Source organism: Mycobacteroides saopaulense (assembly GCF_001456355.1).
Classification (GTDB): Bacteria; Actinomycetota; Actinomycetes; order Mycobacteriales; family Mycobacteriaceae; genus Mycobacterium; species Mycobacterium saopaulense.
Map to the genome: position 1 here is coordinate 266,485 of NZ_CP010271.1, position 13,416 is coordinate 279,900.

General features: G+C 64.5%; 12 protein-coding genes and 1 other RNA gene. 5 read left to right on the plus strand and 8 right to left on the minus strand.

Annotated features, from left to right (window positions below; genetic code table 11):
- Positions 1-2 precede the first annotated feature (2 nt).
- Positions 3-980: an amidohydrolase family protein gene (locus MYCSP_RS01330; RefSeq protein WP_083015380.1), complete on the plus strand. Its 978-nt coding sequence runs from the start codon at positions 3-5 to the stop codon at positions 978-980.
- Here MYCSP_RS01330 and MYCSP_RS01335 read toward each other — a convergent pair.
- Complete coding sequence (locus tag MYCSP_RS01335) at positions 971-1,435, minus strand: acyl-CoA thioesterase (RefSeq protein ID WP_209435422.1); 465 nt, start codon at positions 1,433-1,435, stop codon at positions 971-973. The two genes, MYCSP_RS01330 and MYCSP_RS01335, sit on opposite strands and share 10 nt — an antisense overlap.
- A 107-nt stretch (positions 1,436-1,542) precedes the next feature.
- On the opposite strand from MYCSP_RS01335, the gene ffs reads away from it, so the two are divergent.
- An RNA gene (gene ffs, locus MYCSP_RS01340) (signal recognition particle sRNA small type) lies at positions 1,543-1,637 on the plus strand.
- A gap of 49 nt (positions 1,638-1,686) precedes the next feature.
- Complete coding sequence (locus MYCSP_RS01345) at positions 1,687-2,970, plus strand: aminotransferase class I/II-fold pyridoxal phosphate-dependent enzyme (protein WP_070912249.1); 1,284 nt, start codon at positions 1,687-1,689, stop codon at positions 2,968-2,970.
- Here the strand turns inward: MYCSP_RS01345 and MYCSP_RS01350 are convergent.
- Positions 2,967-3,623 (minus strand): hypothetical protein, encoded by a 657-nt coding sequence (locus MYCSP_RS01350; protein WP_088413045.1) that lies wholly within the window; start codon positions 3,621-3,623, stop codon positions 2,967-2,969. The genes MYCSP_RS01345 and MYCSP_RS01350 overlap by 4 nt on opposite strands.
- A gap of 33 nt (positions 3,624-3,656) precedes the next feature.
- Positions 3,657-4,382 (minus strand): hypothetical protein, encoded by a 726-nt coding sequence (locus MYCSP_RS01355; protein ID WP_088413046.1) that lies wholly within the window; start codon positions 4,380-4,382, stop codon positions 3,657-3,659.
- Between the two features lie 95 nt (positions 4,383-4,477).
- Here MYCSP_RS01355 and MYCSP_RS01360 point away from each other — a divergent pair, with 95 nt between their 5' ends.
- Positions 4,478-6,466, plus strand: a complete 1,989-nt coding sequence (locus MYCSP_RS01360; RefSeq protein WP_088413047.1) for a DNA polymerase III subunits gamma/tau — start codon at positions 4,478-4,480, stop codon at positions 6,464-6,466.
- Here the strand turns inward: MYCSP_RS01360 and MYCSP_RS01365 are convergent.
- The 5 genes from MYCSP_RS01365 to MYCSP_RS01385 form a co-directional block, all read right to left on the minus strand.
- The gene (locus tag MYCSP_RS01365; RefSeq protein ID WP_070912252.1) at positions 6,463-7,773 is read right to left on the minus strand and encodes a class I SAM-dependent methyltransferase; all 1,311 of its coding nucleotides are present in this window, start codon (positions 7,771-7,773) and stop codon (positions 6,463-6,465) included. The genes MYCSP_RS01360 and MYCSP_RS01365 overlap by 4 nt on opposite strands.
- Positions 7,770-9,140: an FAD-binding oxidoreductase gene (locus tag MYCSP_RS01370; protein ID WP_088413048.1), complete on the minus strand. Its 1,371-nt coding sequence runs from the start codon at positions 9,138-9,140 to the stop codon at positions 7,770-7,772. Before MYCSP_RS01370 ends, MYCSP_RS01365 begins: the two co-directional genes overlap by 4 nt.
- 76 nt (positions 9,141-9,216) lie before the next feature.
- Positions 9,217-10,491 carry a phosphopyruvate hydratase gene (eno, locus tag MYCSP_RS01375; protein ID WP_088413049.1) on the minus strand — a complete coding sequence of 425 codons (1,275 nt, stop codon included), beginning with the start codon at positions 10,489-10,491 and terminating at the stop codon, positions 9,217-9,219.
- Positions 10,488-11,462: a phosphotransferase gene (locus MYCSP_RS01380; RefSeq protein WP_083015199.1), complete on the minus strand. Its 975-nt coding sequence runs from the start codon at positions 11,460-11,462 to the stop codon at positions 10,488-10,490. Before MYCSP_RS01380 ends, eno begins: the two co-directional genes overlap by 4 nt.
- On the minus strand, positions 11,449-12,120 hold the full coding sequence (locus tag MYCSP_RS01385) for a TetR/AcrR family transcriptional regulator (protein WP_209435423.1): 672 nt from the start codon (positions 12,118-12,120) through the stop codon (positions 11,449-11,451). Before MYCSP_RS01385 ends, MYCSP_RS01380 begins: the two co-directional genes overlap by 14 nt.
- Positions 12,121-12,211: 91 nt before the next feature.
- Here MYCSP_RS01385 and MYCSP_RS01390 point away from each other — a divergent pair, with 91 nt between their 5' ends.
- Positions 12,212-13,405, plus strand: coding sequence for an acyl-CoA dehydrogenase family protein (locus tag MYCSP_RS01390; RefSeq protein ID WP_083015196.1), 1,194 nt, complete (start codon positions 12,212-12,214; stop codon positions 13,403-13,405).
- Positions 13,406-13,416: the final 11 nt, after the last annotated feature.

Sequence of the window (13,416 nt, forward strand, 5' to 3'; positions counted from 1 at the left end):
GTGTGCGCATCGATATCCACGCTCACCTATGGTCCGACGATTACCTCGCACTGCTCGACGGATACGGGAGGGCGGGCACGGACGTGCACCGTCGTCTCGGAGCCGGCGCCACCCGGGAGGACCTCGACGGGCGTTTCGCTCTGATGGATGAGGCCGGTGTCGACCTGCAGGTCCTCACCGCGACGCCGGCATCGCCGCATTTCGAGGACGAGGCGGCAGCCACGGAGAGTGCACGGTTCGTGAACGACGAGTACGCGAGGCTCGCGAGTGAGTACCCCGGGCGGTTCCGTGCGCTGGCGTCACTGCCGCTACCGCACATCCCGGCCGCACTGGAGGAACTGGCGCGTGCGATCGACGATCTCGGCATGTACGGCGCGGCAATCACCACCTCGGTGCTGGGGAGATCGATCGCCGACCCGATCTTCGATCCGGTATACGAGGAGCTGAACCGCAGGGGTGCAGTACTTTTCGTACATCCTGCGGGGTGCGGCGCGGAGTCGTCACTGATCACCGATCACTCGCTCACCTGGTCGATCGGTGCGCCGATCGAGGACACGGTCGCGATCATGCATCTCATCGTCGCGGGTATTCCGTCGCGGTATCCGGACATGAAGATCGTGACATGCCATCTGGGTGGTGCACTGCCGATGGTGCTGGAGCGTGCGCACCGGCAGGTCACCGAGTGGGAGGCCACACACTGTCCGGAGGCGCCCAAGGACGCCGCCCGGCGGATTTGGTACGACACGGTCGGACATGACCACACCCCGGCACTACAGGCGGCCGTCGCGTCGTTGGGTGCTGATCGGCTGGTCTTCGGATCGGACTTCCCCTACCAAGGCGGCCCGCGGTACGTCAGCTCGGCGACCTATATCCAGGAAGGCCTGTCCGCCGACGAGGCGTCACTCATTCTCGATCGCAACGGCGCGCAGTTACTGGGACTGACTGATTGGGGCACGGGGCGCAACGCGGATCACTCGTGAGCACCCTGTGCCACAGCGATATCTGTGGGCGACAAAAGGCAGGCGCGAGCTTCCTCGGAGAATGGTGTCGAGCGGCGTGACTTTTCGTCCATCAAGACAATGACGGAGCGGGCTTGTGCGACACAGCGATCTTCCTGAAAAATAGCCTGACGGAGTTTGAGTGAGCTGCGTCCGACGGAATCCACGGTGGTACCGATAGTTACTTGGCCCGGCCACAGCATTTCGCCCAGGAAGTCGATTTCCAAACGAGCAATGACAAATGCGGTGTTCGGATCAAGGATGGGCCTGGCACTGTTGTGGAGAAACTCGACTCGCCCGGTTTCCAGCAGAGTGGAGAAGACGGCGTTATTGACATGCCCCTGCCGGTCTGTGTCGGCGTAACGCAGCTTATCGTGTGAATGCAGCGGAAATTCTGCAAGAGTTGGAATGCCTTCCATATCCGGCAGTCCTTTCATATACGAATTCGAGGGCACGGGGATCTTGCCTCAATCCGATGTGGAGGATATCGGCAGGCAATACCTACCACGGTCACGGCCGGCCTGGCCCACCCACTAGACTGGTCGGCGGACCCCGCGCGGCGTCTATCCTGTGAACTCCCCCAGGGCTGGAAGGCAGCAAGGGTCAACGGGCTCTGTCGGGTGCGCGGGGTCCCCTTTCCGAAGATCGCGACCTCCAGATGCCCCGCAGGGGCGAATAGGGGAAAGCCGTGTCGTTCCTGTCGCTCGGACCCGACGAACTCGCAGCTCAGCATCGCTTGCAGCAGGAGAACTACAGCCGGCTCAAGGCCAAGGGCCTGTCGCTGGACCTCACCCGCGGCAAGCCCGCGCCCGAGCAGTTGGATCTGGCCAACGGGCTGCTCGCGCTGCCCGGTGAGGGTGACTATCTCGATGGCAACGGCACCGATACGCGCAACTACGGTGGCGGTAACGGACTGCCGGAGCTGCGTGCCATCTTCGGCGAACTACTCGGCATCGCGGCGCCCAACCTGATCGCCGCGAACAATGCCAGCCTCTCGCTGATGCACGACGTGATCGTCTATTCGCTGCTGCACGGAACCGTTGACTCGCCTCGTGCCTGGAAAGACGAGCCGGTACTGAAGTTCTTGTGCCCGGCGCCCGGGTACGACCGTCACTTTGCGATCACCGAATCCTTCGGCATCGAGATGATCCCGGTCCCGCTGCGCGAGGACGGCCCCGACGTCGACCTCATCGAGGAACTCGTCGCCTCGGACCCCGCCATCAAGGGAATGTGGAGCGTTCCCGTCTTCTCCAACCCGACTGGAACCGTCTACTCCTGGGAAGTTGTGCGCCGGCTCGCCCAGATGAATACGGCCGCACCGGATTTCCGGCTGTTTTGGGACAACGCCTACGCCGTGCACACACTCACGCACGATTTCGTCAGGAATGTCGACCTGCTCGGTCTTGCGGAAACCGCCGGACACCCCAACCGCCCGTTGGTCTTTGCCTCCACCTCGAAGATCACCTTCGCCGGGGCGGGCGTCAGCTTTATGGGCGGATCGTTGGCCAACATCGCGTGGTACTTGCAGCACGCAGGCAAGCGCAGCATCGGGCCGGACAAGGTGAACCAGTTGCGACACCTGCGCTTCTTCGGCGACGCCGAGGGCGTCAAGCTGCACATGCAGAAGCATCAGCAGATTCTCGCGCCGAAATTCCAACTGGCGCTTGAGATCCTGGATGATCGGTTGAGTGATAGCAAGATCGCGTCCTGGAGCGAGCCCAAGGGCGGATACTTCATCAGCCTCGATGTTCTCGACGGCACCGCCAAGCGCACCGTGGCCCTGGCGAAGGAAGCCGGGATCGCGCTCACGGAGGCGGGCGCGACCTTCCCGTATCGAAACGACCCGCACGACAGAAACATTCGGCTGGCACCGTCATTCCCGCCGCTGGAGACCGTCGGCGCCGCCGTCGACGGCCTTGCCACGTGCGCTCTGCTGGCGGCAACCGAGAAGCTGCTGGAGCGCGACGGCTAGGGTGCGTTTTGCACCTTGGCGATCTGCTTGTTGAGCAGCGTCAGCGCCAGCTTGTCGTTGTCACTGGTCCAAGGCTCCATGGCGTGCAGCACCTTGACCGTCACCGTGGCACCGCGCAGATGTGCGGTGAGCGTCTTGATGGTGATTTCGACGGTCTGCTCACCGCCGATGCCCAGGCCGCCGGTGAAAACGCTTTCCGTCGCTTCGGCGGTGGCCCCGGGGACCCGCTCCATCGTGACGGTACCCGTACCGTCGACTCCGTCGAGGTCCAGCGTCACTGAGCCGCACCGCGCGGCCTTGTCCTCGATGGACTTGAATGAGTCGGCAATGCCCTTGCCGACCACCACGTCCACGCGCAGCGCCCCGTCCTCATACTGCGCGGCCGCCTGGTCAAAGCCCACGGTGTCGTGATTGACGAAGATGTTGCACTCGGTGGGTTTGACGGTGGGGCCGTCATCGCCCGGTTGTGCCAGCACCTCGTACGTCCCCGCGCCGTCGGGGAAGTCCTGGCGTGGCAGCAGGAGCGAGGAGGGGTCGCCCTTGGGCAGCCCGGGAGAGCCATCCGTTCTCGGTTCGCCGTCGATGACACTGGTGCACCCCGGGGCCAGGATCAGCGCAGCGGATATCGCGCCGAGGGACAGTATGCGAGCCACGGGATTTCCCCCATCCGTTGTCTGCGGATTCGCCTACGGCGCCTTCTGCACCTTGGCGATCTGCTTGTTGAGTAGATCCAACACCAACGCGTCCTGTTCGGGGGTCCACGGATCGATGAATCGGTCGACCTCGATTCGGACGGTCGTCCCGCGGGGATGTGCGATCGCGATGTGCGACTCGACGCCTATCTGGTCGCCCTCGGGTCCGAGCAGGCCGCCGACCTTCACCAACTTGGACTCCACGGAGGCGCGCGGCAAATCGGCGACGGAGACGTTCGCCTTCATCGCCACTCCGTCACCCTCCATCTGAACCGAGGCACATTCCTTGGCGCGCCGCGCGAGCTCGTCGAACGACTGCTTGATGCCGAGCCCGACGCTGCTCTCTGCCGTCACGGTGTCCGCGTCGTACTTGGCTCGCGCCCTGTCGTAGTCGCCGTCGCCCTCGGAGATGAACTCGTAGCATCCGGGCGGGTCGACCTTCTCCGGCTTGGACTTGTCCGTCTTTTCCTTGTCGAGCTTGAGCTTGTCTTCGACGGTGAACGTCCCATTGCCCGGGGGGAAGTCCTCACGGGTCAGCAACAGCGCAGTCGCGGGGCCCTCGGGCAACTTCGCGCTGGGTTCGTCCGGCTTCTGAGAACTCGACGACGGCGCCGGTGGATTGTCCGGCGATTCCTTGGAACAAGCAGAGGTGAATGCGAGTGCAATGACACTCGCGCCTACCGCCAACACAGTGTTCATATCAACGCGACGTGTCTTCATGCGCGGACTTTAGCGAACAAGATCACACAATGTGGCAGTTTGTTCGTCAGGTGGGCCACCGAGGGAGTCCGGGGTCGCCGGTACCCTTGCTCTCCGTGGCCCTGTACCGCAAGTATCGCCCGGCGACCTTCGCCGAAGTTGTCGGCCAGGAGCATGTCACCGGACCGTTGACCACTGCCCTGGACGCCGGCCGGATCAACCACGCCTACCTGTTCTCGGGGCCCCGTGGCTGCGGTAAGACATCTTCCGCCCGCATCCTGGCCCGCTCGCTGAACTGTGTGCAGGGGCCCACCTCGACACCCTGTGGGACCTGCGAATCATGTGTTGCACTGGCTCCCAACGGCTCGGGGAACGTTGACGTCATCGAACTCGACGCCGCCAGCCACGGTGGTGTCGACGACACCCGCGAGCTGCGTGACCGTGCTTTCTATGCGCCCGCCCAGTCGCGCTATCGCATCTTCATCATCGACGAAGCGCACATGGTCACCACTGCCGGCTTCAATGCGCTGCTCAAGATCGTCGAAGAGCCGCCCGAACACCTGATCTTCGTCTTCGCGACCACCGAACCCGAGAAGGTGTTGCCGACCATCCGGTCGCGTACTCACCACTACCCCTTCCGGCTGCTGGCGCCCAAGACGATGCGCACCCTCGTCGAGGGCATCTGTGCCCAGGAGAATGTCTCGGTCGACGACCCGGTGTATCCGCTGGTTATCCGTGCCGGTGCTGGGTCACCTCGTGACACCCTGTCGGTGCTTGACCAGTTGCTTGCCGGTGCGGACGAGGAGCGCGTCACCTATCAGCGGGCGCTCTCGCTGCTGGGTGTCACCGATATCGCGTTGATCGACGACGCGGTAGACGCGCTTGCCGCCGGTGATGGCGCGGCGGTGTTCGGAGCGATCGAAGGTGTGATGGATGCCGGGCACGACCCGCGGCGCTTTGGTACCGACCTGCTGGAGCGCTTCCGCGATCTGATTGTGCTGCAAGCTGTTCCAGATGCCGTGGAACGCGGTGTGGTCGACGCTCCGCAGGATGTGCTCGAGCGTATGCGTGAACAGGCCGAGCGCATCGGTCCGGCCACATTGACTCGCTACGCCGAGGTGTTGCATGCCGGGCTGGGTGAGATGCGCGGTGCCACGGCGCCGCGGCTGCTGCTGGAAGTGGTGTGTGCCAGACTGCTGCTGCCCTCGGCTACGGATGCCGAATCGGCTGTGCTGCAACGTGTCGAGCGCATCGAGAAGCGATTGGACATGTCGGTCCCTGAGGCTGCGGGCGTGGGTGCGGCACCGAGGTTTGTGCGCAAGTCGCAGGCGCCCGCTGTCGCCCAGGCGCAGGAATCTGCTCCCGAGCCCGTAGTGCCGGATCTCGTGCCAGCTCCGGCACCGGAGCCACCGGCCCCCCCACCACCGCAGGCACCCGCTCCCGCTCCAGAACCAGCCCCTGGTCCCGAGCCAGAACCAGCACCCCCGGCTCCGGAGCCAACGCCGGAGCCCCCCGCGCCGCCTGCGCCTGCCCCGGAACCGGAACCGGCCCCAGAACCGGAACCAGCTCCGGCGCCCGAGCCGCGTCAGCCCGGCGCTCTCGACACCACAGCCGTACGCAACGCCTGGGCTGAGATTCGTTCCAAGGTGAGAGACCGCAGTCGCACCACCGAGGTCATGCTCTCCGGTGCCACCGTTCGGGCAATCGAGGGCAAAACCCTTGTGCTGTCCCATGATTCGCCGCCGTTGGCTAAGCGCATCACCGAGTCGCGTAACGCCGAGGTGATCCGGGAGGCGCTCAAGGACGCACTCGGTGTGGACTGGGAGATCCGTTGTGAGGCCGGCAGCGCGGAGGCAGCGGCGCCCGCGGCCGCCTCTCGGCCGGCCAAGGCCGCCCCGCGGGTGGTCACCCGGCCCAGCCGCCCGACGCCCGAACCGGCGCCAGAACCCGAGCCGGAGCCGGAGCCTTCGTCACCCGAGGATGACGAAGAGCAGATGCTCGCCGAGGCGGGACAGAGTGAGGCCGGCCCGCGACGCGACCCGGAAGAGGTTGCGCTGGAACTACTTCAGAACGAGCTGGGCGCGCGCAAGATCGATCCCAACTAGGGCTGCCACCAGGGGCGTAGCGGCAGCGCGGAGCCGCCGCGCTCGTCCAGCTTCGTGGCGAGCACCTGGTGCAGCTGCACGACATTGCGTTCGAAACCGAGCCGCGAACCGGCCATGTACAGGCCCCACACCTTGGCGGTGGCCTCGCCCACCTCGGCGACCGCTTCATCCCAGTGCTCGACAAGGTTGGCGCACCACTCCTTGAGCGTCAGCGCATAGTGATGTCGCAGGTTCTCCTCATGCAGCACCTCCAGGCCGACGTTCTGTATCTCGGTGATGATCTTGCCCGAGCCCGTCAGCTCACCATCGGGAAACACGTAGCGGTCGATGAAATACCCGGCGACGGCCGATGTTCGGTTGTCGGGTCGGGTGATGCAGTGGTTGAGCAGCAGGCCACCTGTCTTCAGGCGTGACTGCAGGAAACGGAAGTAGGCAGGGTAGTTCGCGATGCCGATGTGTTCGGTAAGCCCGATCGAGGACACCGCGTCGAACTCTCGTTCGGTGGTATCGCGATAGTCGGCGTGGCGTACCTCTGCCAAATCCGAGAGTCCTTCGTCGGCAATGGCCTTTTGCGCCCAGGCGGCCTGCTCTGCTGACAAGGTGACTCCGATGGCTCGCACGCCCCGCCGGGCCGCGTACCTGACCATCGACCCCCACCCACACCCCACATCCAGCAGCCGGTCCCCGGACGTGAGCGCCAGTTTGTCGAACACCAGTCGGTACTTGTTCTCCTGCGCTTCTTCCAGCGTGGCCTCGGGGTGCGGATAGCAGGCACACGTGTAGGTCATGGACGAGCCAAGCACCCACTCGTAAAACGCATTCGACACGTCGTAGTGATGGTGGATGGCTTCGGAGTCACGCGTCTTGCTATGACGGAATCCTTCTACGACGCGACGCCATCGCGGCAGCGCTTCCTGTGGCGGCGGTGCGATGGGGCGCAGGTGCTCGAAACCGATCGACCTGACGATGTTGGCCAGCACCCGTGCCGGTGGCCGTTTGAAGTCAAGTCGGTCGGCCATGGCTTTCAGCAGTTCATAGGGGTCGCCCGGATGTACCCCTTGCATTTCGATATCGCCGGAGACATACGCGCGTGCCAGCCCAAGGTCACCGGGCGCGGTCGCCAAATACGTTGTGCCGCGCGGTGTCAGTAGGTCGAGTCCCAGTTCGGCATTCTCCGGGCCGGCAGTGCTGCCGTCGTACGCGCTGAAGCGCAGGGGCAGATCGCCGGCTGCCATGATCTCGAGAATCTCGGCCAGCGAGAGTCTGCCGTTCTCGCCGCGCTCGTTCTTGGCCTGAGTTGTGGTCATTGTCGCCGTACCGCCTTCGCGTAGAGATCCAGCAATCGGTTATCGGGGTCGTACGTCTTCTTCAAGGTCCGGTAGTGCTCGCCGCCGTATAGCGACTCGAACTCTTCACGTGGATAAAAGGATTCGGAGTACAGCGACTTGTGTCCGCCCAGTTCGCTGACCTTGTGCTCGATGAGCCGGTTGGTGGCTCCTTCGGTAGAGCCGACGGGCACCGATGACCAAAAGCCGACGTTGACGTACGTCTGTTCTGATCGTATCGGGTACAGCGGCCAGCCCTGGCTGTCGCGTAACCTCAACGGACACAGCCATACCGGCTCAATCGGTACCTCGTCGAGGAACCATCGCAGGAACTGCCCGGTGTGTGACAGCGGTACCTCGACATCCTGCACGACGCGTTCCCGGACCGGGCGACCGTTAAACCTCTCGATGCGGTCGGCGATGTCGTAGCGCTGGTCCAGGCCGATCAACTTCCAGTACACGCTGCTGCGCCGATACTTTCGCGGCCACAGCCTGCGGATACGCGGGTTCTGTGCACCGAAGGCCCGTGAGCACCAGAACCAGTCGGTATCCCAGCGCCAGAGATAGTCGTGGATGGTCAGCCGGTCGTTGCCGATTCCGTCCGCATGCTGGATCGACCGGTAGTAGATCCGCTGTCCGGTGTAATCGCTCACCGGGCCGGACACCTCTGTCTGTGTGCCCAGACAGAGGTAGGACTCGTCGGCGCTGAACACGACGCCGTCCACGTAGTCCACGCGCTCGTCCTGGAAGGAGGCTGAGTTCACGATCGATTCCATGACGGCTACCAGCTCATCGAGACTACGGAATCGAATGTGCCGCAGGGCAACGAACGGCCGTACGGGCTCGAGTTCGATGCGCAGACGCACCGAGTAGCCCAGTGTGCCGTACGAGTTGGGAAATCCCCGGTACAGGTCCGGATGGTGATCCGGCGACGCGGTGATGATTTCGCCTGAGCCGGTGAGGATATCCATTTCGAGAACCGACTCGTGGGGAAGTCCGTTGCGGAAGGAGGCGGATTCTATGCCGAGTCCGGTAACCGCCCCACCCAGCGTGATCGTCTTGAGTTGTGGCACCACCAAAGGCGAGAGCCCGTGTGGAAGGGTCGCCGCGACCAGGTCTTCATAGGTGCACATGCCGGCCACATCGGCCGTCTTACCGACGGTGTCCACGCCGAGGACACCGGTGAGCCCCGAGGTATCAAGGCCCGGTGCGGTCGACTTTGCCCTTGCGCGGAACAGATTTGACGTGGGCTTAGCCAAGCGGACGGTCGACGTCGCGGGAATGGCCCGGTAACTCCGCAGTAGCCGGTTCACTCCCTCGCCGTGCGCCGATCCCGATGCGATAGGCACAATTCCTACGCTAGCCCCGTTCCGGGCGGGGCGCACCCGAGATCTTGATTCGGTGACGAACTGAGACCAGCGGGGACTAACCCAGGGTCAATCGCCCTAGCCGGATCGATGCTCCGCCAAGCTGTTCGTCGATGCGAAGCAGCTCATTCCACTTCGCGGTCCGCTCGGATCTGGTGATCGAGCCGACCTTGAGTTGCTCGGCGCCCCAGCCCACCGCCAGGTGCGCGATGGTGACATCCTCGCTCTCACCCGACCGGGCGGAGACGATGGTGTCCCATCCGCAGTCGTGAGCGGTATCGTGCGCGGCCTTGGCAGCGCTGAGTGTTCCGGCCTGATTCGGCTTTACCAGCAAGCCGTTGCACGCGCCGATCTCGGTTGCTCGACGCACCCGATCGGCGTTGGTCACCGTGAAATCGTCGCCGACGACCAGGACACGGTGTCCCACTGCTTGAGTGAAGGCCGCAAGAGCCGCCGGATCGTCCTCGGCCAGCGGGTCTTCGATGGAGGCGATCGGGTACTTATCGATCCAGCCGATCAGAACCTCGGACCATGCATCGGAGTCGAGTTCGGTGCCATCCAGCCCGAGGCGGTAACGGCCGCCGCTACCGAACTCACTCGACGCGATGTCCAGCGCGATCGTGACCTGGGAGCCGGGCTGCAATCCGGCCCGCTCGATGGAGGAGACCAGCAGCTCCAACGCATCCTCGTTGGAGTCCACCACCGGCCACCAACCGCCCTCGTCGGCCACGCCGGACAGCCTTCCTCGCTCGGAAAGTATTGCCCCGCAGGCACGATGGATCTCCGCCACCCAGTTGAGCCCCTGCTCGATGCTGTCGGCGGCGGCGGGTACGACCATGAAATCCTGGACGTCGGTGCGGCGCGCCGCGTGGGCGCCCCCGCCGATCACCTGGATCTCGGGTAGGGGCATCGCGGGCGTTCCATCGCCGATCAGATACCGCCACAACGGGATTCGGTGTGCTTGGGCTGCGGCGTGCGCGGCGGCCATCGACATTGCCACGGAGGTGTTGCCGCCGATGGCCGCGAACTCCGCCGAGCCGTCGGCCGCGGCCAGCGCGGAATCGACCTGCTGCTGGTCTGCGGCATCGACGCCGACGAGGTGCTCCGCCAGGTCACGGGCCGTGGCGACCGCGGACGTCACGTCATACCCGGCGAAGGGCCGGCCACCGTCCCTCAGATCGGTTGCCTCCCCGCTGCCCCGTGAGGCGCCGGCGGGGGCAATCGCCCGTCCGATGCTGCCATCGGCGAGGAGTAGCTCCGCTTCGACGGTCGGCCGTCCCCGCGAGTCCCACACTCGTCGCGCGTGCACACCGCTGATCTGTGTTCCGGTCATAACCCTTCCAACTGTTGTGCCATGGCCAACGGATCGGTGGCCGATTGATACAGGGCCTGCCCGGCGCGAATGCGCAATGAATCGCGTTGGCCGGTGGACAAGTAATCCACGGGGGAGCGTCCGTCAACGCGCGCCAGCGCCAACGCGGGCAGTAGCCTTGCGGTCCGTGCGGCCACGGCACTCGATGGCTCCCAGGAGACGCCCCCTAGATACGCGGCGAGGAACCGCGCACTGGTCTCCCGCAGCAGATCCCGGTGCTCCGGCTTCCATATCCGCTTGAGCAGCAGGTGGTTGAGGCAGAACGCCAGGTCGAAGGCGGGGTCGCCGTACCAGGCGCATTCGGCGTCGGTCAGTACTGGGCCAGCGGCGGTGACGATGATGTTCTTCGGGCTCACGTCTCCGTGTGCCAACGCGGTGTGCGTGTCGGCGAGGTCGTCGGCCAGCTGTGTCAGCACTCCCGCGTGTTCCGGTAGGTGCCGCGCCGTGTAGCGCAGGTACGGCTCGGTCCGTAGCGCCTCGAACAGGTCATCGGATGCGAATTCGCTTGCCGTCGTGGCATCACCGGCGGTGCGAGAGTGAACAGCGACAAGGCGTGTCCCGAGTTCCGCGCCTACCTCGGGATCGATGCGACCGTTGGCCAGGTCCTCCCGCCAGGAAGGGATGGGCCCCAGGTCGATCATGGCGAACGCGTTGAGATCTTCGTCGGCGACCACAACGTTTGGTGTGAACGACGGCACGATTCGTGATACGCGCGTTAGGTAGCGTGCCTCGAAGGCGTTGCGCTCCAACGGCACCACCCAGCGCGCTTGCACGCGAAGTTGTTCGACGGCCCTTTTGGCCACCACCGATTCACCGGAACTCAACCGCACTCGCCACACGTCGGAGGACACCCCTCCGGTCAAGGGCTGTGCTTGCAGTGGCACGAGTGCGGCCCGGGAGAGGAGGGTGACCACCCAGTCAGGTGGCTCCATGTGCGCCTTCGGATTTCCACCACAGCGCGTTGAACCAGATGCGGGCCAGAGTGTCGATGGCCTCTTCGTCGCTGACCGAGCTGCGTCCGGTCTCGCCACCCTCGACCAGCCAGACGTAACAGAAGTAGTCCATCATCGCGCCGATGGCGGAGGCGGTGATGTCGGGATCCATTCCCGGGCAGTAGTCATGCGTTTGTAGACGCCGAATGTTGTTGGCGATCATCGTGCGTGCCGGAGCGCGCAAGTCTCGCCAGTAGGCCACGAATGTGGGGTCGATCTGGGCCGCTTGGAATACCCCGGAAAGGACCGGTGCGTGCTCGCGATAGGTGGTCCAGTACACGGTGACGATGTCGCGGATCACGTCGTACGGGGCGCGATCGTCGGTCGCGACGGTGTCCCCGCGGGTGTAGGCCTGGTCGCGGAACTCGTCGACCATGGTGCGCAGCAGCTCGGCCTTGTCGGTGAAGTAGTTGTAGAACACCCCGACCGACTTGCCGGCCTTGGTGGTGATGTCGATGACCCGCGTTTCGGCGTAACCGACCCTGGAGATGACCTCACGCGCGGCATCCATCAAGGCGCGACGCGTGCTGCGCCCGCGTTGTGTCGAGGGCTGATCGGCGGGCATGGGCCGGATCTCTGAATCGCTAGACATCACCACGCCGCCAAGGCTACATTAAACCTGAATCGAGATTCAGTTTCAGTCCGATCGCGTGTCATTCCCTAATGATTGCGCAGGTTGCGAGGTTTTGATGACGAGTTCGACAGCAGTACAGACCGACGCCGTGCAGCGTGCTCGCGAGCTTGCACCCGCCATCGGCGCACGGGCGCTGGAGGCGGAGCGCCTGCGCCGGATGCCCGACGAGACCATTGCCGAGCTGTCCCGGTCGGGTCTGTTCAGCCTGATGGCCCCGCGGAGATACGGTGGCGACGAGGCCAGCCTGGAGACCTTGGTCGGTGCGGTCATCGAGGTGGGCAAGGTCTGCGGATCGACCGCCTGGACGTTCTGTATCTACGGAATTCACAATTGGCTGGCCGGATTGTTCCCCGAGAAGCTGCAGGACGAGATGTTCGGCTCGGTGCCCGCCGGCTCTCCCTTGCTGTTTCCCGGCAGCTGGTCGCCCTCCGGTGTGGCCACCCCCGTCGACGGCGGCTACAAGATAAGTGGGCGTTGGCAGTTCGGTAGTGGTGTGTGGCACTCGTCGTGGGCTTCCGTGGCGGCGATCGTGCAACACGAGGAGCCGCCGAAGTACCCCGATCTGCGCACCTTCATGATCCCCCGATCAGATCTGGAGGTCATCGACACCTGGTTCACTTCCGGCTTGCGGGGCACCGGAAGTATGGACATTGCCGTCGATGACGTCTTCGTTCCCGAACACCGAGTGCAGGAGTTCGGTCCGCTGGCACGCGGGCAGTCGCCGTCCGCGGAGCTGCACGGCGCCGCCATTTACCGCATACCGCTGTTCTGTGCCCTCTCCAATGTCGCCGCCGCGCCTGCGGTGGGTATGGCCTTGGGCACTGTGGAGCTGTTCACCGAGAAGATCAAGACCAGGGTGATGCGGTATTCGATGCAGGAACAGTCCAAGCTCGCCACCGCACATCGCCGTATGGGACATGTTGCTGCGCAAGCGGAGTCCGCTCGCGCGCTGCTGTTGAAGACGGTGCGGGATGTGGAGGACAAGCTGCGTTCAGGCGAGGGGCTGACCACCGAGGACCGGGTGGCCGTGCGCCGTAACTGTGCCTACGTGGTGGAGGTCTGCAAGCAGGCGATCGCCGAAGCTGTCGAGGCATCCGGGGCTTCGGCCCAGTACGAGGATTCACCGTTGCAGAGGCACCTGCGCGACGTGAACACGTTGTCCACACACGTTGTCTACGACACGGATTCGGCCTACGAATTGTTTGGGCGGGTGGCGCTTGGGCTCCCGCCCGGCTCTGTCGCGTTCTGATAGCCGCCAAA